Here is a 20,214-nt window from a genome sequence, read left to right as displayed (position 1 = left end):
GCGCCTTTCGAGTTCGACACCCAGTCTCGCCGACGCGCCGAGGTTGACAGCAAGTAAGGCTGCCCTTACTAATGGACGTGCACCCATTTGAACACTGTTCTATGATGATGAGAAGTGTTCTCAACAAGCTGGAATGCGAGCCCCATGACCGACGATTCGCCCACAGATTTCTTTGCGCCCGTGCGCGGCAGCCTCGCTGGCATCGCCGCGCTCAGCGTCATCGGCGCGGCGAGCGGCGTCGTTCCGTTCATCGCGATCGTCGAGCTCGCGCGGATCCTCCTGCCTGCGGCATCCGGCGAGCCGATCGACGAGGCTCGCGCGTGGACAGTCGTCATCGTCGCCGTCGCCGCGCTCGTCGTGGCGGTCGGCTGCGCGTTCCTCTCCGGCCTCGTGAGCCACCTCGCAGATGCCGAGCTGCAGATCTCGCTGCGCAGACGGATTATCCGGCACCTCCAGCAGTTGCCGCTGGGCTGGTTCGGCCGACGCAGTTCGGGCAGTGTCCGCAAGCTCGTCGAGAGCGACGTGACCGCACTCCATCAGTTGGTGGCGCACTCCATCCAGGATGGGCTGACCGCGGTGACTGTTCCGGTCGTCAGCCTGGTGTACCTTTTCGCGACGCAGTGGCAGATGGCATTAGCTGCCCTCCTGTCGCTGCTGGGAGTCGCGGTGTGCTACCCGCTGATGATGCGCGGCGCGGGCGAGAAGTACCAGCAGTACGACGAGGCCACGCAGTCGCTGTCGGGGGCGACGGTCGAGTTCGTCCAGGGGATCGCTGTCGTCAAGCGGTTCGGGCAACTCGGTCGCAGCCACCGTCGATACCGGGATGCGACGAAGCGCTACGTGCACTTCGTCGGCGAGTGGACCCGTGAGACGGCGATCGCGTTCACCGTCATCGAGCTCATCTGCTCCCCGGTGACGGCACTGCTGATCCTGCTCTGCGCCGGCGCGTGGCTCGTGAGCGCCGGACTCGCCGCACCGATCGACATCCTCCCGGGTGTGGTGCTGGGACTCGGACTCACAGCCCCGTTCATGAAGCTGGGGGCGTCGGGACAGTTCCTGCGCAACGCCTCCAAGGCTCGGCGCGCGCTGTCAGCCTTCTTCGCCCTGCCGCCCGTCTCACAGCCCCCCGCTCCACAGACAACCGAGGGAGCAGACGTCGCGTTCGACGACGTGTCGTTCAGCTACGACGGAGAACACCGCGTGCTCCACGACGTCGCCGCCGCGTGCGCGCCGGGCACGGTGACCGCCCTGGTCGGCACCTCGGGCTCGGGCAAGTCGACGTTCGCGAAGCTGGTCCCGCGGTACTACGACGTCGACGCCGGACGCGTCGCGATCGGCGACGTCGACGTGCGCGACCTCCGCTCGCGCGAGCTCTACCGCGATGTCGGGTTCGTCTTCCAAGACGTGCAGGTGCTCCGCGCGAGCCTGCGCGAGAACATCCGGCTCAGCCGTCCCGACGCGACAGATGCCGAGGTCGAGCAGGCGGCGCGCGCGGCGCAGATCCACGATCGGATCCTCCGCTTCGAGCGCGGCTACGACGCGGTCCTCGGCGACGACGCCAATCTTTCGGGCGGCGAAGCGCAGCGTGTGACGATCGCGCGTGCCCTGCTCGCCGACGCCCCCGTGCTTGTGCTCGACGAGGCCACCGCGTTCGCGGATCCGGATTCCGAGGCAGCGATCCAGAAGGCGCTCAGCACGCTGGCCGCCGATCGCACGGTGCTCGTGATCGCGCACCGGCTTCACACGATTACGGGCGCCGATCAGATCCTCGTGCTCGACGCGGGGCGCATCGTCGAGCGAGGCACCCACGCCGAGCTGGTGGCGGCGAACGGCCGATTCGCCCGCATGTGGGCGGAGTACCAGTCCAACCACGCCCGCACCCTGCCGGAAGGAGCGGCGCGATGATCCGCCGCCTGCTGCACTATTCGTCGGCGCGAGCGCGCAGACTCGTCCTGATCGAGCTCGCTTTTGTCGCGGCATCCGCGATCCTCCAGGGAGTCGCGTTCCTGCTGCTCGTTCCGCTGCTGAGCTCGCTGTTCACGGCGAAGACGGATGCCGTCGGCGGGTGGCTGCTCGTCGAGGCCATCGTCGCGGCGCTGTATTTCGCGACGGCGTGGGTCGCGAGCCAGGTCGGCATGGAGGCCAGCACCGCCGTCCTGGAGTCTCTCCTCGAGTGCCTGGGGGATCGTCTCGTCGACCTGCCGATCGCCTGGTTCACCACAGACCGCACAGGTCTCACGACGAGCATCGCGACGCAGGGCGCGATGTTCGTCTCCACCGCCCCGTACGCTGTGCTGCGGCCGATCCTGACCGGTTTCGTCACCCCCGCGACGGTCCTCGTCGGGATGTACTTCTTAGACTGGCGGCTCGCCGCGGCGATGACGGTGATGGTCCCCGTCCTCGCCGTTGGCTATCGCATGGTCCACACCGCGATCGGCCGTGGCGACAAAGTTCACGCCGAGGCCGTGTCGGAAGCGTCGAGCCGTGTCATCGAGTTCGCCCGGGTCCAGCCGACGCTTCGCACCGCGGGAGACGGATCGGTCGCCGACCGGCTCGTTTCGGAGGCGCTCGAGAACCAGCACCACGCCTACCGTCGACTGCTCTTCGGCGGCGGGGCCGGCATCGCCACCTTCGCGGGGCTCGTGCAGCTGTCGATGACAGTCGTCTTGGTCCTCGGGACGTTCCTCGCCATCGGAGGATTGGTCGAGCCGGCGACGCTCATCGCGCTGCTCGTCCTCGGCATCCGCTTCAACGAGCCGATCATGAACGCCGGCGATCTCGGCGGCGGCGTGGCCGTGGCCCGCACCACGCTCGACCAGCTCGACGCGCTGTACACCGTCGAGCCGCTGCCCGAGCCGGCCGCCCCGGCCGTTCCCGAAGACTGGAGCGTAGAGTTCCGCGACGTCACCTTCGGCTACGGCGGCTCGGCGGTGCTCCGCGGACTGAGTTTCACCGCCCCGGCCGGCCGCATGACAGCGATCGTCGGTCCTTCCGGATCGGGTAAGACGACCATCACCAAGCTCATCGCCCGCTTCTACGACCCCGAGGTCGGCTCCGTGTCGATCGGGGGCGTACCCCTTCCAGAACTCGGCACCGCGGTGGTCGAGAACGCCGTGGCCCCGGTGTTCCAGGACGTGTACCTGTTCGACGACACGATCCTAAACAACATCTGGATCGGCAACCCGGACACTTCCCGTGAGGAGGTCGTCGCAGCGGCGAGGCGTGCACGTGTGGACCAGATCGCCGGACGACTTCCCGGCGGCTGGGACGCGCGCGTCGGCGAAGGGGGCTCGAACCTCTCCGGCGGCGAACGACAGCGCGTGTCTATCGCGCGGGCGCTCCTCAAGGATGCACCGATCGTGCTGTTGGACGAAGCGACATCCGCGCTCGACATCGGCAACGAAATCGCTATCGGCGATGCGATCGACCATTCGCGCATGGGGCGAACCATGATCGTCGTCGCGCATCGCCTGCAGACGATCATGACCGCGGACCGCATCATCATGCTCGACGGCGAGGGCGGCATCCGCGAAACCGGCACCCACGCCGAGCTGCTCGCCGCGGACGGTACCTACGCCGACTACTGGCGGGAACGAGTGGATGCCGCTGGCTGGCAGCTCGCCGACACCGACTTCCCCGCGCATCCGGCGCACCCCACACGAAAGGAACCCCAATGACCCAGCCCACCGACGCCAAGGCTGCACCTGCACCTGCACCTGCACCCGCTCAGCGGTCGCTGCGCTTCACCGCCCGCGACATCGTCAACGTCGCAATCTTTGCCGTCATCTACTTCGTCGTCGTGTTCGCCATGGCGATGCTCGGCGTCATCAGCCCCGTAGTGATGATCGCCACGCTTCCCCTCACGCCAATCGTGGCCGGCATCCCGTACATGCTCTTCCTCACCCGTGTGCGTCACGCGGGGATGGCGACCCTCATGGGTGTCGCGCTGGCCGGCCTCGACCTGGTCATCGGTCACCCCTGGCAGTCCGCGCTTCTCATCGTGGTGGTCTCACTCGTGGGCGAGTTCATCATGGCTGCGGGAAACTACCGCAGCACGTGGGCGGCCATCTGGACCTACACGGTGTTCTCCGCCTGGTTCATCGGACCGTGGGTGCCGTTCCTGATCGACCCCGCGGGATACCTCGCGAACTACGGCCTCGAAGCCTACGGCGAGGACTACGCCCGGGTGTTCCGCGAGCTCGTGACGGTGCCGACGATCCTGCTCATGTTCTTCGCGACCGTGGTGTGCGGGTTCCTCGGCGGTCTGCTGGGCACCCGCCTGCTCGCGAAGCACTTCCGCAAGGCCGGCCTGGCATGACCCGAGTCGACGTCGACGGCACTCGCCGCACGGGCATGCACGCCGTCGGCGTCGACATTGCACGTTCGCGCCCGACCCCGGGGCTCGACCCTCGCACGGCCATCCTGCTCCTGGTTGCGACGAGCGTTGCGGTTATGCAGGTGGACGGTGTGAGGTGGATGCCGGCGGCGTTCGTCGTGGGCCTTGCTCTCACCATCTGGGAGCGCGCGTGGCGCCGCGCCCTCACTCTGCTCGTCGCCGTCGGTGTGCTGGCAGCTCTCGGGTTCTGGCTGCCGATCGTGTGGCCGAACGCGGTTACGGCGACCACTGGCGTCGGGGCCTCCTACATGCTCCGCTTCGTTCTCGTCGCGGCCATCGGCGCTCACCTGGTCGCCACCACCACTCCGACACGTCTGAGCGCCTCCCTCCGCGCGTGGCGGGTGCCCCGCCCGATCGCCGTGACAGTCGGCGTCATGGTGCGCTTCTTCCCGGTGGTCGCCAACGAAGCGCGCGCCGTCCTTGACGCCATGCGACTGCGTGGCCTGCTCGGCGCGCGCGGTGTAGCGCGGCATCCGCTGCGATCCGTCGAACGATTCGTCGTTCCGATGATCGCCGCGAGCCTGCGGGCGAGTGAGGACCTGTCGGCGGCGGCGATCCTGCGCGGTCTCGGCTCGCATCGCACGCCGGTGCCGCTCGTGCCGCCTCGCTTCGGGCTCGGCGACCTTCTCGTGATTCTGCTCACCGCCGCCCTCGCCGCCATCATCCTGCTATCGAAGGGCCTCTCATGACCCCTGTCATCCGTGTCGAGGACGTCGAGTGGACCTACCCGCACGCGGAGCGGCCCTCGCTGCGAGGTCTCAACCTGACTGTCGGCGAGGGCGAAGTCGTCGTGCTGTGCGGAGCCTCGGGCTCCGGGAAGTCGACCGCGCTGCGGCTGCTCAACGGACTGGTGCCGCAGTTCCACGACGAAGGAGTGCTGACCGGAACCGTCACGGTTGCGGGTCTCGTGACGACCGCCGTTGAGCTCGACGCGCTCGGCGCCGTCACGGGCACGGTGCTGCAGCACCCGCGCCGGCAGTTTTTCACGGACTCCGCCCGCGACGAAGTAGCGTTCGCGATGGAAAATCTCGGGTACGAGCGTGAGCACACCCGCGAGCGCGTCGCAGACGCTCTGGACGGCCTCGCTGCGTTTGTGCCGCTCGGACAGTCGTTGCAGGCCCTGTCGGGCGGCCAGCAGCAGCAGGTCGCGATCGCATCGGCCGCGGCGCACGAGCCGCGAGTGCTACTCCTCGATGAACCGTCGTCGAACCTGTCGGTCGATGCCATTGCCCGTCTCGCCGCCACGCTCGCCGCGCTCAAGGCCGCCGGCATGACCATCGTCGTCGCCGAGCATCGCCTGCGCTACCTGCAGGACGTGCTCGACCGCGTCGTCGTGATGCGCGACGGCGCGATCGACGTCGTCTGGACCCACGATGAGTTCCGCCAGATCTCCGAGGAGACGCTCGCGGCCGAGGGTCTGCGCGGTGTCGTCAAGCCTGCAACGCTGCCCGAGATCGCCGCGGTCGGTGCGAGTGCTGCATCGCCCGCCGCGTCGGTGCCCGGTGCGGCACTGGTGCTCGAGGGCATCCGCTGCACACTCGGTGGCCGCAGGGTGATCGACTTCGACCGCGCCGCCTTCGCGGCGGGGGAGGTCACGGCTATCCGCGGCGCGAACGGGGCGGGGAAATCGACCCTCGCCCGCATCGTCACCGGCTTGCAGCGCAGCGTGGGGAGCGTGCGCCTCGACGGCGCCGCCCTCTCCCTGCGCGCGCGACAGCGCGCGAGCGCCGTCGTCATGCAGGACGTGCAGCGTCAGCTGTTCACCGAGACGGTCTCGGCGGAGATCGCCCTCGCGGGCGCCGATGTGGTTGCGACCGACGCCGACGCGGTTCTCGCCTCCCTCGATCTCGACCATCTCGCCGAGCGTCACCCGCTGTCACTGTCCGGCGGTCAGCAGCAGCGTCTTGTCGTGGCAGCCGTGCGGGTCGCGGGCCGACGCATCGTTGTGTTCGACGAGCCGTCGTCGGGCGTCGACCGCCGACACCTGCAGTCGATCGCCGAACAGATCCGTCGCGTCGCCGCCGACGGCGCAGTGGTGCTGCTCATCAGCCACGACGAGGATCTGCTCGCCCTCGCCGCGGACCGGCAGCTGTCCCTCGTGACGCCGTACTCAGCGACCGTCTCCCTACCGACGCCCGCATCCGTGAAGGAGTTGACATGACGACGTCATCGACCACCCGGCAGAGTGAGCGCAAGCCGCAGATCCCCCTCGTCCTCGGGGCGGTCTTCCTGGTCTACCTCGGCCAGATGACCCTGAATCCGATCATCGCACCGCTCGCCCGCGAGGTGGGCCTCGCGGCGTGGCAGGTTGGCGTCACGATCAGCACCGCCGCGCTCACCCTCGTGCTCACGAGCCAGTACTGGGGGCGTCGCTCGCAGTCAGCGGGCCGCAAACCTGTGCTCGTGACAGCTTTCGCGATCGCGACCGTGGCCATGATGCTATTCACCGTCGTCGCCTGGCTGGGGATGACCGGCGCACTTGCCGGAGCCGTCCTTTTCTTGCTCTTCCTCGTTCTTCGCGGCGTCGGCTTCGGTGCCGCGATCGCCGCCGTCCCACCCACTGCGCAGGCCTACATCGCCGACGTTACGACCGACGAGGCCACCCGCGTCAAAGGCATGGCGGGCGTCGGCGCCGTGCAGGGGATGGCGATGATCGGCGGGGCGGTCATCGGCGGCGCGCTCGCGGGGCTCGGCCTCTTGGCGCCGCTGATCGTAGTGCCGATCCTGCTCGGGGCAGGTCTCGTGATCATCGCATTCCGCCTGCGCCCGGAGGAACGGCACGAGCTCATCTCCGTGCCCGCCCGCGTCAGCCCACGCGACACCCGGATCTGGCCGTTCCTTGTGGCCGGATTTGGGATGTTCACCGCGCTCGGCTTCATCCAGGTGGTGATCGGATTCCTCGTGCAGGACCGGCTCGGACTCGACTCCGCGATGACCGGGGTGGTGACTGGCGGTGCCCTGCTTGCGGCGGGACTTGGTCTCATCGTCGCGCAGGCGGTCATCGTGCCGCGCAGCGGCTGGTCGCCAGGAACGCTCCTACGCGTCGGGAGCATCGTCGCTCTCCTCGGCTTCGCCGTGCTGATTCCCGACCTGGGGGCCGTTCCTCTGGTCGCGGCGATTCTGCTGATCGGTCTCGGCCTCGGGATTGCCAGCCCGGGCTACACCGCCGGGCCATCACTGCTCCTGCGACGGGAGGAGCAGGGCGCACTGGCGGGGCTCACCGGGGCGACTAACGGCCTGACGTTCGTCATCGCACCGACGGCCGCCACCGTGCTCTATGGCGTGTGGGGTCCGCTCCCTGTCATCGTCGGTGCCGCAATCATGGCGATCGTCGCGGCGTTCGTGATGATCCATCCGCGGTTTCGCCGAGTGAAGAGTTCACCCGCTTGATGCCGGCCCATGCGAAGATTGGCCGACGGTACCCCGCCAGCCCCTGTTCGTCAGCATGCGACCCGCGACGTTGGCTCAGTGCTCGTAGTAGTGCTCGCCGTGGGCGGCGTGCTTGTGCCCGTCGTGCACGTAGTCGACGTGGTCGTCGTGCGGGACGGCCTCGTGACCGCAGTCCGAAGCGTGGGCGTGGTCTGCAACGGTGTGCTCTGCGACGCTCTCATGCTCGTCGTAGTGATCGCCGTGGACCGCGTGGTGGTGGGTTCCGTGCACGTAGTCGATGTGACCGTCGTGCTGAACGGCCTCGTGTCCGCAGTCGGTGCCGTGCTAATACTCGGCGATGGTGTGCTCCGCGTGGATCTCAGTCGTGCTCATCAGTCTCTCCTTGGTCGAGGGCTTTCTCTTCGAGAACATGGGCAATTGCATCGTCGATGACGTGCGTGATGTGGTGGTCGGCGAGCTGGTAAAGAGCCTCGCGGCCCCTACGTGTCACGGTGACGATGCCGGCCTGTCTCAGCGTTCGCAGATGCTGCGAGACAAGGGGCTGGGACATTTCACTGCGCTCGGCGAGGACACCGACCCCGGAGGGCTCGGATGCCAGCAGGCGAAGAAGTAGCAGGCGCGAGGACGACCCAAGGACCTTGAACAGATCCGCCGTGGCATCCAGGCCCACTGGTTGGTGCATGGCTCCATCTCACAGCATGCATAAGCGAATGTCTATACATTTATGTAGCTGAGAAGCTTTCTCTACGCTCGCGCTAGCCTCCGCGCTGATACCCTCAGCCGCGTCGCGGTTGAGGGCGGCGAGCTATGGTTTCGCCCTGCCCGGGCGGGTTGCTCGGGTTCACCCGCGTAGCTTGAGGCTTTTGGCCACGGGGTGGCACTCATCCCCCTCCTGATGGCGGTTCGGCTTCTGCTCCGCCCGGCCTGGCTGGCGCTGTTCACGGCTCAGTAGGCGGCTCCAACGCTCGATGTGATCTATCCGATGCTGTGGGCGTAGTTCGCCGTGGCCGCGGGCGCCGCCCTCGATCTGTCCGTCCTGCTGTGGTTGGACCTCCGCCGGCCCTGCGGGAACGGCTCACGCGAGCGGCTGACTGGACCGTGACAATTGTGATCGCCGTCGTGATCCTGGGCCTCTTTCCAGCTCACGTCGACACGATCCTGACCAATCCCGTTGCGTTCGGTGGCACTTTTGGGTTGTCTTCCTGTTACTTGTCGTCATGTCTGCCGTGGGTGAGGTCGTTGGGCGGGCACTCCGTCTTGATGGGCCCACCCATGCCCTGCTGACGACGACCACGTCGGCCCGCAACGCGCCCCTCATGCTCGCCATCACCACCGTCGCTCTGTCCGAGGGGCTGGTCGTCTCTGCCGCGATTGTGCTCGAAGTGATCATCGAGTTCCCGCGCCTTACGGTATCGACCTGCGTGCTCCGTCACCAAGCCCCGAGGGCCGCGATGTTGCCTCTCGGAACGCTTCCGACTGAAGCCCGCCGTATCTCAGCGCGGCGCGCTCGCCGTATCCGTCTCAGCGGGCGAATCGCGGCATCCTCCAGTGTGAAGACATGGGTGTGGCTCCTGTCGAGATTTGACAGGGCTGTCCCTCTCCATCAAAATGCAAATGATTGTCAAGTGATAATCATTCTCAATAGGATCCGTCGTGACGCGCACGCGCGGCTTTCGACGACTCGGTTTTCGGAGACGGGGGGACAAGCATGACGCACACCGCCGTCGCCGTTGTCCCCTCTCTATTCGTCGCGCAACCCGACGCTCGCTCTCCCCATCTGCACGGCCGCGGATACCTTCTGGTGGGCGGCGCGCCCCGGTGCGGGTGGGGGACCGACGCGGTATCGACCGTGGCATCCGTTCCCCTCTACGGATTCGGATGCCGCGCGGGGTGGGTGCCCATGAGGGCGCAGCACACGGGGTGGCGTCGCGCGCACTTCGTGTATTCCGACCGAATGTTGCGCCCGTCCTGCTGACCGCCACCGCGCCTTGTCCTGGCACGGAGCGGATGCGGGACGGGGTTGTGGTGCTCCGGCCAGCGTCGACCGTCGGCCTCCGCTTCTCACTCTTCGCGACGTTGTCGCACTCCACAAATCTGCAAGGAAGAAGTACATCTCATGAGTTCTGTTCTCACCGATCGCCCGGACACCCGTCGCTCCCGCACCTTCCTGGGTGTGGCCGCAGTCGCGGGCCTGTCCGTTCTGACCCTGGGCATGGGTGCCTCCGCTGCGAACGCGGCCACCTTCACCGCCGGCCACACCGACATCGTGTCGGTCTCGTGCGACTCCGGGGCGCTCACCATCGACACCTACCGCGAGGACGGTGGGCACATCCCGCCCAGCCAGATTGGCACCCACAGCTTCCTCTACGACGACTCCGCTGCCCCCGCAGCGGCAATCACTTACAGCAGTGGCGCGTACCGCGTCTCGAGCAACGAGATTTACGAGGAAGACATCCCCTTCATCGGGTTCCAGTACGCCTCCGCCACCGGTAGCGGCTGCCCGGCTTCCATTTCGGTGGACGTGCTGAAGGCATCAGGCACGAACTCTGGCAACGCCTCGATCACGGGTGAGGCGAACCCGGATGGGACGGCAACCGGCTCCACCAGCAGCGCGAACACCAGCACGAGCCGGGTGACGGTGTGGAAGCCGGGCACGGCCGGCAAGCTCAGCCACGTGCACGGTGAGTGGACGTTCCAGGGCCCGCAGTCCGGGGCGGACTTCACCCTCGGGTTCAACGTCTACAAGGCCGGGTCTACCGCGGTGCAAGGTTCGATCAGCCCCGTGAAGATCCGCGTCCAGCCGTAGAACCGGCCGGGTGGGAGGACTCTGACGGTGTCCTCCCACCCGCTTACCGTTCGAACCGTCGCCGGTGTGACGACTTATGAAAAAGGTGTGTGGTGGGTTCACGTTCTCGGATGATCAGTGGTGCTCTCGTGGCCGTGATCGCGGTGAGTTCCTTCATCGTGCCTGGAGCCGCCCATGCCGCGGAGGGCACGGTCACCGTTGCGGGACGCGTGTTCGACGACGCCAACGCCAACGGCGTCTTCGACGAGGGCGAGCCGGTCTTCCCCGGTGCCGCGTTGCAGATCATGGACGCCACCGAGACTCCTGTTCCCGACCCTTCGGATCCGTCGCAGCCGTGGACGATCACCACCGACGCGGAGGGGAAGTACTCCTGGCAGGTCCCGCCGCTTCCCTTCGCTGAGTACCAGTACGCCGTGGCGATGCTGAGCATGCCGGCGGGCTACCAGGGCAACGGAGGCGCGCTGCTGCCCGACAACAGCTATTGGCTCGGCACGACGAACGACTTGACCACCGTGGGCGCGGTCGATGACGCGGTGGACTTCGCGTTGACGGTCATTCCTCCGGAGCGGGGGGCTGTGGTGTTCGGGGGCGCGGTGTGGGATGACACCGACCGCGACGGCATCCGCGACGCGGGGGAGCCGGGCTTCAGCGGGTTGACCCTCCGGGCGGTCCACAGCGATGGCTACACCGTGGAAGACCCGGGCAATCCTGGACAGTTCCTCGAGGCGGTCACCGAGGACGATGGTTCCTACCGGTTTGACACCTTGCCGTACCTGGATGAGGGAGCCTCATACGCCGCGTACCTGACCAACCCGCCCGGGGGGTACCTCGCCACGTCCGGGCAAGTCGCCGACGAATACGGCGGTTTCACCCGCAACGGCAACGTGCCGTTGACGGAGGAGGGCGCGACGGATCTCAGCCTTGACTTCGGGTTCGCGAAAGTGTCTGGCGTCACTGTGGGTGGGGCGGTCTACGTCGACGCGAACCGAAGCGGCACCCGGGATCCGTTCGAGCAGCCCCTCCCCGACCTCACCCTCTCCCTTCGCACTCCGTCCGAAACGCCCGTCATCGGCGCAGACGGCCGGCAGGTGACCGCAACGACCGACGCGACGGGCGCGTACCGATTCTCCGAACGCGCCCCCCTCGCGGCGGGGGAGAGCTACGTGGTCGTGCTCGACCGCGCCCCCGATGGGTACGAGCCCACCGTCGACCTCGCCCCGCAGGGGGCGGGGCTGCAGCGGCCCAGTACGGAGGATCTGACGACGCCCGGTGCGTCGGACACCGGCATCGATTTTCCCCTCATCCACCCGGACGGAGGCGGCACTGCAGGCGATTGGCTCGTCCTGGGCGATATTCATGCCGACGTGTTGTATCCGGAACTGGATTCGACACCAGGCGGTGGACAGGCGCTGGCGCTTCGTGCACGCGTGGATGGTCTTGACAAGCCCGTGGAGTGGAACGATCTCGTCATCCCGCAACGGGACGTGCTAAAAGAGACGCTGCCCGAGGTGAACACCCCCGACGCGGACTACAGTTTCATCGCCCCGCCAGGGGCGACGGTGTGGCGCAACAGGCAAGGTGGGGGCGCCGGATCATGGATCGGGATGGCGACGCAGTCTCCCTCTCTCGATGGCCTTCCTCCTCGGCATCCGTTCGTCTTCCGCTTAGACGCCGTCATGGGCGCTGACGGTGGCGCAGCCCCCGGTGACGTCGTTCTCTGGCAGGACGGACCGCAGAACGGAGCTCTCGCGCCCCTGCTGAGTACAAAGCAAGGACTCCCCTCCGCGACTGCGTTCGGGCAGGGGATCCATGCGCACTTCAACTGGTCGTTCACCGCTCCGGGTGTGTATTGCATGGCGATGAGCGTCAGCACCGTCCTCCCGAATGGGACCCCGAAAGAGGCGCACGGGTTCCTGACGCATGTGGTGGGTTCGAACGACGACTCGTCCACGGTCGCCCCGTGCGGACGCACGCTGACCTACCCCACCCCGCCCGTGCAGCAGCTCACCCCCTCCACCGATACCACCCCGGCGGTGTGGGACGACGGACGGGCACGCATCGGTGTCGCGCTGCGGGACGGGGACCTGCGTGTGACCCTGGACCGTGATGCGCCGCGCTGGCAACGCCCGGCTCTCTCCCACAAGGTCGACGACGTCATCGTCCTCAGTGCCCCCGAAACCATCGATGGGGGCGTGTACCGTTCGGAGATCGTGACCGGGTGGGACACCCTCGGGATACCCGCTGACGCACTCAAAGGACAGGTGCAATGGACACTCGAGGGTGCCCGCGGCCCCGGCCAGGTGTCCTGGATGAACATCGGCGAGTACGCCAATCAAGGCTTCGACACTGCGACGGGCACGCTCAAGCAACACCTGTCGGCGGGCGTGACAGGCAACACGCGTCGCGCTTCCTTCCTCTTCACCCGTCCGGGGGTGTATTGCCTGGACATGTCGTGGTCGGCGACCACCGCGGCGGGTGCTGTGGTGAAGGATGCGCACACGTTGACGATGGTGGTGGATGGTCCGCTCGATCCGAACGGGTACGACCCGTTGTGGAAGGCGCATGGTAAGGACAGCGCATTCACCGGCCCTGTTTGGCGTGGTGCGGAGCATGGCGCGTTGGATAAGACGTGTGCGCAGGGCGCGACCCCGACGCGTGCGGATGAGGTCCCTGTCCCCGGTGGCGGAACCGACCCGGGGCCGGAGCCCGAGGCGCCTGTGTGGGATGTCCCGAACTGGTCGCGGACGGATTCGGGTGCCGTGATCCTCAACGACGGGCATCTCGATGTGGCATCGACCCTGGACGGTGGGGTGTTCGACACCCAGGTGAAGGACACCACCGTCGAGGGGGTGGCGAACGCGACCCGGTATGGAGCGTCGTGGCATGACCCGGCCGAGGTGGTGATGCAGCTGCTCCCAGGTTCTGAGACGGTGGTCCCCGCGGAGGAGAAATACCGGTTCCTCGGTGCGGCGGGGGCGCCGGTGTGGCTGGTGACCGAGACGCAGCAGGAGGGTCTGGTATGGCCGGGCTGGTCGACGGAATCGATCCCGCTGACCGCGACGACCACGGGGGTGGACTGGCGGTTGGATCGGGTATCGGGTCCGGGGGAGTTCTCCCTGTCGAAGGGCGGGTCATCTCTCGGTAGCGTCGACGTGCTGATGAACACCCGCGACGGCATCACCGCGGCGGACAAGATCACGATCCCAAAGCACTCCCACGTGCACGGCGACTGGGCGTTCTCCGCCGAGGGCACCTACTGCCTCGGGTTCACCCGATCCACGACTCTGCCCGACGGATCCACCCCTACGGACACGTTCACTCTCGCCGTGGCGGTCGGGAAGGTGTCGGTAAAGAAGATCGACCCTGCCACCTGCTTCACCGACAACGGGCAACCCTCTACCCCCGACACGACGGCAGTGCCGGAGTCGCAACTCACCGATGCCACAAGTGGCGGCGTGCAGGTGCTCGGTGACACCCAGGGTTTCCTGGCCGGGCAGCTCGTCACCGTGAAGACCGGTGCCGCACCGCTCGGCTCGTGGGTGTCGGTCTGGGTGCACTCCACCGGTGCCGCACCCGTATGGACCGGATGGGCGCTGGTGAACGCAGCCGGAACCGCCCAGCTGCGCCTCCCCGCAGACCTGCCGGAGGGCTCGCACAAGCTGGTCATCAAGAAAGCCTCCGGCGAACTCGTCGGCTGGGACGTGTTCACCGTGGTTGCGCCGCCAGCCACGACCCCGCCCTCACCGGGAGGTGGCCGGGGCGACGGGGGAGCGGTCCCCGCCGCTGCAACGCAGTGCACTCCGACCAATGTTGCCGTGATCGGTGCGGGACACCTGGACTGGAACGCGCAACTGGTCGGCGGAAAGCTCGAATCCCTCATCGGGGACGATTCCACCGGCACCCGTGTATACCGCGACCCCGCCTCGACGGTGCTGTGGCTCAAGCCCGCATCGAAGCAGACACTGCCGACCGGATACGGTCAGGTGGGACCTGCCGGAACCATTATTTGGCAGAACCCGCAGACCCAGAACCCGGACCTGATCTGGTTGGGGTGGTCCACAGAACTCCTCAACGCCGGGAACGCGTCCTCCAGCGTGAACTGGTCCCTGGACAGCGTGGATGGGCCGGGCACGGTGAAGGTGTACACGGCCAGTTCCTTCGGCGGGGTTCAGCAGGTGTACTTCGATGGGCCCGGGTCGTTCCGCATCCCGCTCGGCGTCCACGCCCACGCGAACTGGGCATTCAGCGCGGAAGGCATCTACCGGCTGCGGTTCACCCAAACCGTGACACTGCCAGGCGGGCAAGCATCGTCGGACACCGAAACCCTCACAATTGCCGTAGGAGACGTCAACCCAACCACCGCGATCAGCACCGGAAACGGGTGCGGTGTGATTTCCAACGCGATCCGCACCGGGACAGCCGAGCTGACCGACGCCGCGAAGGCAGCCCAGCAGGCGCAGGCGGAGGCCGCCAGGGTCGCCGCCGCAACGGTTACGGACGGACGCGACACCACGGACGGCGACTCACCGGCCGCGCTGTCACCGTTCGCGGCACTCGAAGCCGGTAACCCGGTCCCGCTGCTGCTGTCGATCCTCGGAGCTCTTTTGATCGTGGGAGCGGTGGGAACCGGGGTGCTGTGGTGGCGGCGACGGAGGGGCGACCTTCCGTTGTGAGCGACTCATACGAGGGCATGGGCGAGTTCCATGACCTGTTCATGACCGATGTCTGGGGCGGGCTGCGGCCCGCCCTGGCATCGGCTGTCGGCGACCTCGATGGGAGCGCGACCGTCCTCGACGTCGGCGCCGGCGCCGCCCCGGACGCCCTCGACGAGGTGGCAGACCCGGTGGAGGAGGGCGCCCAGATCGGCCGGCACCGCTACCTGGCACGCCACGGGGCCGCACAAAGCGAGTATCTCGTGCTCGACGGCGACCGTACCCTGCGCCAAGAGACGTTCGCCTCGAGCTGGGAGCCGCCCGCACTTGACGAGCTGCGCGACGAGCTCCGTCGGGCCGGATTGGACCTGGCCGACGGCGACGACCGGATTGGCGTCGTGCGGCACGCGGGGGCACGCCCATGAGCCGCCGCCTCCTCGCTGCCACGGCCGCACTCGCCGCGACGGTGCTGACGCTGACCGGCTGCGCGAGCAAGCCGCTGCTCCCCTCCGACAGCGACAGGCTCCAGGTCATCACGACCACGGGGCTGCTGCGCGATCTTGTGCAGAACGTCGGCGGCGACCGGGTGGACGTTGCCTCGATCGTGCCCGACGGCGCGGACCCGCACACCTACGAGCCGACGCTGCGGGATGCCCGCAACGTCGTATACGCGGACGTCGCGTTCTCCAACTACGCGCTGCTGGAGGAGCACAACGTCATCAAGACGCTCGACTCCAACCTGCAGGCCGGCGCGGTGAACGTGTCCCTCGCCGAGGAAGCGGTGAAGTACGCCGCTGAGATCATCCCGCTGGTGGAGAACGTCAACCTCGACACCGTATGGCTCGGACTGCGCGCGCACGGCGACGGTGCCGCCCGCTACGGGGCCACCCGCACTTCGGAGGTGCTGCTCTCCGCAATTGACGTGACCGGGCCGGGCGACGTGTTCGCCTACCTGACGGGCACGTTCGGCGACACGGACGTGTACTTCGACTCCGCCAACGGCTTCGACCCGTCCAACGGCTACCGGGACGACACCATGTCGTTGCCGGCCGACGCGCACACACACCTGTCATGGGCGTTCACCAAGCCGGGCGTCTACACAATCACGCTCGACGCACGCGTGCAGATCGACGACACCTCGCGCCCACAGGAACTCGGGCAGGCGACATTCACCTTCGCCGTCGGCGTCAACCCCGCCGACGCCAGGATACCCGGCGCGGTGGTGCTGAACCAGGGCCATGCGGACCTGACGGCGAACCTCGAAGACGGAGCGCTGGAGGTCCGCTACGACCCGCAGGGCGGCGGCGAGCACACCCAGATCGCCTACGCGCCGGAGCAGGTCGTGATCGACGTGCCGTCCAAGGCGCTGTCCGAGATCCCCGGCGGGTCACAGTTCTCCTTTCTCGGCCGCGCCGGCACGCAGATCTACCAACTGCCGCAGGCGGTGCTCGGCAAGCACGTCCACGGCGAAATCGACCCGCACCTGTGGCAGGACGTGCGCAACGGCATGGCCTACGTCCAGCTCATCCGCGACACCCTGATCGGCGCCGACCCCGCCGGCGCCCGCGAGTACACCGCGAACGCCGCCGCCTACCTTGCCGAGTTGAAGGTCGTTGACGATTACGTGCGCGAACAGATCGCGACGATCCCCGAGGCGAACCGTTACCTCATCACGACGCACGACGCCTTCGGCTACCTCGCGCACGCCTACCACGTCCAGATCGCCGGCTTCGTGACCCCGAACCCGGCGACCGAGCCGTCGCTCGCGGATCGCCGCAAGCTGTCCGAGACGCTACGGACGCTGCGCATCCCCGCGGTGTTCCTCGAACCCAACCACATCGCCCGCGCGAACGTGCTCACCGAGCTCGCTGCCGAGCAGCACGTTCAGGTGTGCCGCATTTACGGCGACGCTTTGGATGACCGGGTGCCGAGCTACGTCGACATGATGCGCTTCAACGCCGACTCCCTCCGCGATTGCCTCAGCGGATGAGCACGCCGGACCCCGCGACCCTCTGACCGAACCGATGAGAAAGCAGCCCTCGATGACGATCCCTACCCGACCCCGCAGGCGAGCCGCCGGCGCCGTGCGCGCCGGGGTCGCCGTCCTCGCGTTGGCGCTGCTGACCGCGCCCACTGCCGCGTTCGCCCAGGACGGTGACGACGATCCGAACCTCGATCAGACCCTCGGCGACCTCGCCGTCGTCCACGGCGATCGGACACTGGATGCCGGGCACGTCGACATGGGGCCGAAGTTCGACGACGGGCAGTGGACGTTCCTCATCCACGATGACGTCGCCAAGGCCGACGCGAACGCGACGAGCGTGTGGCGCTACCCCGAGGAGACCGTCTTCCACGTCCTCGACCAGGCGGAGCTGTCCGTCCCGGACGACCCGGCCTACGTCTTCGTCGGCGCCGACCCCGGCGCGACCGTGTGGGTGGTGCCGCAGACGCAAAACCCCGAGGTCGTCTGGCTGGGCTGGAACACGCAGGACCCCGAGGTCATGCAGACCATCGACCGCGGCGTCACCCTGTCCCTCACCGGCGCGCAGGGGCCCGGCACCGTGACTACCTACCTGCAGTCGGGATCGTTCGGGGAGCCGCAGCTGCTGTGGGACTCCCGCGTTCCCGACGCGCAGCCAATCTGGGTCGACGTCAACACGCACACGCACGCGAACTGGGTCTTCACCGAGCCGGGTGTCTACCTACTCCAGCTGGAGGCGACCGCCGATCTCGTGGACGGCTCGACCGTCTCTAACACGCAGCTCATCCGCTTCGCGGTCGGCACTGACACGTCCCCGGCCGATGCGCTCGCCGCGACCTGGGCCGGTGCGGCCGCGGCGGCCCCCGGCGAAGGCGCGGATGCCGAGGATATGACGCTGGATGGCCGGGCGACCGCCGCGCCGGAGCCAGCCGGCGACCCGCTCGTACCCATCCTGATCGGCGCGATCGGCCTGGTCGCCGTCGCCCTGGTCGTCGGGCTGGTCGTCGTGATCGTGCGGGGTAAACGCGCCAAGCAGCGCGCCCTCGCCTCCCGCGCCGAGGGCGGCGACCGTGATCGGGACCGCGTGTCCGAGGACGCACGATGACGCCGGCGCTGGCGATCGAAAACGTGTCCGTCGAGCTCGGAGGCAGGCTCGTGCTCACCGGCACGGACCTTGCCGTCGACCGCGGCGAGCTCGTGGGCCTGATCGGCCCCAACGGGGCCGGGAAGACCACCCTGCTGCGCACGATCCTCGGCCTCCTCACACCGGCCACCGGCCGAGTGCTCGTGGAGGGCCGCACGTCCAAACCCGGTCGCACCCCGATCGGCTACGTCCCGCAACGTCACGAGTTCGCGTGGGAGTTCCCCATCTCCGTCGCGAACGTCGTCATGACCGGCCTGACCGGAAGGCTCGGCATATTTCGTCGTCCCGGCGTCGCACAATGGGAGGCCGTCGCCGACGCCCTCAAGCGAGTGCGGATGAGCGACCTTGCCGACCGGCCCGTCGGGCAGCTCTCCGGCGGGCAGCGCCAGCGCGTCCTCGTCGCCCGCGCCCTCGCCGCGCAACCCGCCGTGCTGCTGCTGGACGAGCCGTTCACCGGCCTGGATATGCCCACCCAGGAGCTGCTCTCTTCACTGTTCGCCGACCTCGCCCGTGAAGGGCGTGCCGTGCTCATGACAACCCACGACCTGATGTCGGCGCTGGACGGCTGCGACCGGATCGCGCTACTCAACAGCACGATCATCGCCACCGGCACGCCCGCGCAGCTCGCCGCCGACCCCGCGCTGTGGATGGCGACCTTCGGCGTCGGCCCCGACTCCGCCCTGCTGCGCATCCTGAAAGCTGCGTGACCCCCGTGAACCCGATCGACTTCCTCACCGACCTGCTCAACCCCGACCTAGCTTTCCTCCCGAAGGCCCTCGCCGTCGCGGTCATGTCGTCCATCGTCTGCGGCGTCGTCGGCACCTTCGTCGTGCTGCGCGGCATGGCCTTCATCGGCGACGCCGTCGCCCACGCCGTGTTCCCAGGACTTGCCGTCGCGTTCGTCGTCGGCGGGAACCTCGTCATCGGCGGCACGATCGCCGGGGTCCTCACCGCCGTCCTCGTCGCGGTGTTCTCCCAGAACCGCAGGCTGAAGGAGGACTCCATCATCGGTGTGTTCTTCGTCGCCGCGTTCGCCCTCGGCATCGTCGTCATCTCCCAAGCCCCCGGCTACGCCGGAAGCCTTCAGCAGTTCCTGTTCGGCTCCATCACCGGCATCCCGGACTCCGACCTCTACATCGTCGGGGGCGCCGGCGTGCTCGTGCTCGCGGTGATTTTCCTGCTGCACAAGGAGTTCGTCACTATCAGCCTCGATCGGGAGTCCGCCCGTGCGATGGGCGTCAAGGTGTTCTGGCTCGACCTCGTGCTCTACGTACTCGTCACCCTCGCCGTGGTCATCAGCGTGCAGACCATCGGAAACATCCTCGTCCTGGCCCTGCTGATCACCCCGGCCGCGACGGCCAGGCTGCTAACCGACCGGCTCGAGATCATGATGCTGCTCGCCCCGATCATCGGCTGCGTCTCCGCCCTGATCGGCCTCTACATCTCGTGGTCGGGGGACTTCCCGACCGGCGGCACGATCGTCCTCGTCCTGACCGCCGCGTTCCTACTCGCCTGGTTCTTCGCCCCCCGCAACGGGCTCATCGCGAAGACCTGGCACCGCCGACGCCCCGCCGCAGCTGGCCGGTTCGACACCGCCGAGCTCGACGCCGAGACCGCCCCCGAACCTGAGAACACCGGAGCCCTGTCATGACCGACCACACCCCCGACAACCGCCGGCGCGAGACCTTTGACGCTACGATCGCCTCTCCCGTCGCCGAGCCGACAAGCGATGTCGCCCCGCGCTCGTCGTGGGTACGGTGGGCGCTGCCGGCCGCGACGATCGCTCTGGCCGTTCTCGGCGTCGGCGCTCTGGCCGCGGCAGCCCTCACACCCCCGGCCGATGCC

Annotated in this window: 16 protein-coding genes; 14 read left to right on the top strand and 2 right to left on the bottom strand. The window is 67.9% G+C overall.

Annotation, left to right across the window (positions count from 1 at the left end; translation table 11 throughout):
- Positions 1 to 144 precede the first annotated feature (144 nt).
- From RWP81_RS00080 to RWP81_RS00055, 6 genes are read left to right on the top strand one after another with little or no spacing between them, the layout of a single operon-like run.
- On the top strand, positions 145 to 1,905 hold the full coding sequence (locus RWP81_RS00080; protein WP_314451029.1) for an ABC transporter ATP-binding protein: 1,761 nt from the start codon (positions 145 to 147) through the stop codon (positions 1,903 to 1,905).
- Positions 1,902 to 3,677 carry an ABC transporter ATP-binding protein gene (locus tag RWP81_RS00075; protein WP_314451028.1) on the top strand — a complete coding sequence of 592 codons (1,776 nt, stop codon included), beginning with the start codon at positions 1,902 to 1,904 and terminating at the stop codon, positions 3,675 to 3,677. The genes RWP81_RS00080 and RWP81_RS00075 overlap by 4 nt, the downstream gene beginning before the upstream one ends.
- Complete coding sequence (locus RWP81_RS00070; RefSeq protein ID WP_314451026.1) at positions 3,674 to 4,318, top strand: MptD family putative ECF transporter S component; 645 nt, start codon at positions 3,674 to 3,676, stop codon at positions 4,316 to 4,318. Before RWP81_RS00075 ends, RWP81_RS00070 begins: the two co-directional genes overlap by 4 nt.
- A complete protein-coding gene (locus tag RWP81_RS00065) occupies positions 4,315 to 5,085 on the top strand; it encodes an energy-coupling factor transporter transmembrane component T (protein ID WP_314451025.1) in 771 nt (256 codons plus the stop codon). Before RWP81_RS00070 ends, RWP81_RS00065 begins: the two co-directional genes overlap by 4 nt.
- The gene (locus RWP81_RS00060) at positions 5,082 to 6,557 is read left to right on the top strand and encodes an ABC transporter ATP-binding protein (RefSeq protein ID WP_314451024.1); all 1,476 of its coding nucleotides are present in this window, start codon (positions 5,082 to 5,084) and stop codon (positions 6,555 to 6,557) included. Before RWP81_RS00065 ends, RWP81_RS00060 begins: the two co-directional genes overlap by 4 nt.
- Complete coding sequence (locus RWP81_RS00055; RefSeq protein ID WP_314451023.1) at positions 6,554 to 7,786, top strand: MFS transporter; 1,233 nt, start codon at positions 6,554 to 6,556, stop codon at positions 7,784 to 7,786. The genes RWP81_RS00060 and RWP81_RS00055 overlap by 4 nt, the downstream gene beginning before the upstream one ends.
- Positions 7,787 to 7,861: 75 nt before the next feature.
- Here the strand turns inward: RWP81_RS00055 and RWP81_RS00050 are convergent, their stop codons facing one another.
- Both RWP81_RS00050 and RWP81_RS00045 read right to left on the bottom strand, forming a co-directional pair.
- Entirely contained in the window at positions 7,862 to 8,056 is a 195-nt protein-coding gene (locus RWP81_RS00050; protein WP_314451021.1) for a zinc transporter permease, read from the bottom strand.
- 88 nt (positions 8,057 to 8,144) lie between these two features.
- Positions 8,145 to 8,468, bottom strand: coding sequence for a metalloregulator ArsR/SmtB family transcription factor (locus tag RWP81_RS00045; RefSeq protein WP_314451019.1), 324 nt, complete (start codon positions 8,466 to 8,468; stop codon positions 8,145 to 8,147).
- Between the two features lie 1,434 nt (positions 8,469 to 9,902).
- On the opposite strand from RWP81_RS00045, the gene RWP81_RS00040 reads away from it, so the two are divergent.
- The 8 genes from RWP81_RS00040 to RWP81_RS00005 form a co-directional block, all read left to right on the top strand.
- Positions 9,903 to 10,592 carry a hypothetical protein gene (locus RWP81_RS00040; RefSeq protein WP_314451017.1) on the top strand — a complete coding sequence of 230 codons (690 nt, stop codon included), beginning with the start codon at positions 9,903 to 9,905 and terminating at the stop codon, positions 10,590 to 10,592.
- Between the two features lie 110 nt (positions 10,593 to 10,702).
- Positions 10,703 to 15,265 (top strand): TIGR03773 family transporter-associated surface protein, encoded by a 4,563-nt coding sequence (locus RWP81_RS00035; protein ID WP_314451015.1) that lies wholly within the window; start codon positions 10,703 to 10,705, stop codon positions 15,263 to 15,265.
- The gene (locus tag RWP81_RS00030; protein WP_314451013.1) at positions 15,262 to 15,669 is read left to right on the top strand and encodes a hypothetical protein; all 408 of its coding nucleotides are present in this window, start codon (positions 15,262 to 15,264) and stop codon (positions 15,667 to 15,669) included. The genes RWP81_RS00035 and RWP81_RS00030 overlap by 4 nt, the downstream gene beginning before the upstream one ends.
- Positions 15,666 to 17,234 (top strand): anchored repeat ABC transporter, substrate-binding protein, encoded by a 1,569-nt coding sequence (locus tag RWP81_RS00025; RefSeq protein ID WP_314451011.1) that lies wholly within the window; start codon positions 15,666 to 15,668, stop codon positions 17,232 to 17,234. The genes RWP81_RS00030 and RWP81_RS00025 overlap by 4 nt, the downstream gene beginning before the upstream one ends.
- A 52-nt stretch (positions 17,235 to 17,286) precedes the next feature.
- Complete coding sequence (locus RWP81_RS00020; RefSeq protein WP_314451009.1) at positions 17,287 to 18,330, top strand: choice-of-anchor M domain-containing protein; 1,044 nt, start codon at positions 17,287 to 17,289, stop codon at positions 18,328 to 18,330.
- Entirely contained in the window at positions 18,327 to 19,076 is a 750-nt protein-coding gene (locus RWP81_RS00015) for an anchored repeat-type ABC transporter ATP-binding subunit (protein WP_314451007.1), read from the top strand. Before RWP81_RS00020 ends, RWP81_RS00015 begins: the two co-directional genes overlap by 4 nt.
- A gap of 5 nt (positions 19,077 to 19,081) precedes the next feature.
- Positions 19,082 to 20,020, top strand: coding sequence for an anchored repeat-type ABC transporter permease subunit (locus tag RWP81_RS00010; RefSeq protein WP_314451065.1), 939 nt, complete (start codon positions 19,082 to 19,084; stop codon positions 20,018 to 20,020).
- Positions 20,017 to 20,214: hypothetical protein (locus tag RWP81_RS00005; protein ID WP_314451005.1), on the top strand; the 198-nt coding region annotated here is incomplete at its 3' end. The genes RWP81_RS00010 and RWP81_RS00005, both read left to right, overlap by 4 nt.

This window comes from uncultured Microbacterium sp. (assembly GCF_963521695.1).
Taxonomy (GTDB): Bacteria; Actinomycetota; Actinomycetes; order Actinomycetales; family Microbacteriaceae; genus Microbacterium.
The sequence above is the reverse complement of the archived record's forward strand: the minus strand, read 5'-3'. Positions and strand labels throughout refer to the sequence as shown.

Coding starts and splice junctions, on each gene's coding strand:
- RWP81_RS00080 (WP_314451029.1), top strand. CDS start 145: ATGACCGACGATTCGCCCACAGATTTCTTTGCGCCCGTGCGCGGCAGC.
- RWP81_RS00075 (WP_314451028.1), top strand. CDS start 1,902: ATGATCCGCCGCCTGCTGCACTATTCGTCGGCGCGAGCGCGCAGACTC.
- RWP81_RS00070 (WP_314451026.1), top strand. CDS start 3,674: ATGACCCAGCCCACCGACGCCAAGGCTGCACCTGCACCTGCACCTGCA.
- RWP81_RS00065 (WP_314451025.1), top strand. CDS start 4,315: ATGACCCGAGTCGACGTCGACGGCACTCGCCGCACGGGCATGCACGCC.
- RWP81_RS00060 (WP_314451024.1), top strand. CDS start 5,082: ATGACCCCTGTCATCCGTGTCGAGGACGTCGAGTGGACCTACCCGCAC.
- RWP81_RS00055 (WP_314451023.1), top strand. CDS start 6,554: ATGACGACGTCATCGACCACCCGGCAGAGTGAGCGCAAGCCGCAGATC.
- RWP81_RS00045 (WP_314451019.1), bottom strand. CDS start 8,468: ATGCACCAACCAGTGGGCCTGGATGCCACGGCGGATCTGTTCAAGGTC.
- RWP81_RS00040 (WP_314451017.1), top strand. CDS start 9,903: ATGAGTTCTGTTCTCACCGATCGCCCGGACACCCGTCGCTCCCGCACC.
- RWP81_RS00035 (WP_314451015.1), top strand. CDS start 10,703: ATGATCAGTGGTGCTCTCGTGGCCGTGATCGCGGTGAGTTCCTTCATC.
- RWP81_RS00025 (WP_314451011.1), top strand. CDS start 15,666: ATGAGCCGCCGCCTCCTCGCTGCCACGGCCGCACTCGCCGCGACGGTG.
- RWP81_RS00020 (WP_314451009.1), top strand. CDS start 17,287: ATGACGATCCCTACCCGACCCCGCAGGCGAGCCGCCGGCGCCGTGCGC.
- RWP81_RS00015 (WP_314451007.1), top strand. CDS start 18,327: ATGACGCCGGCGCTGGCGATCGAAAACGTGTCCGTCGAGCTCGGAGGC.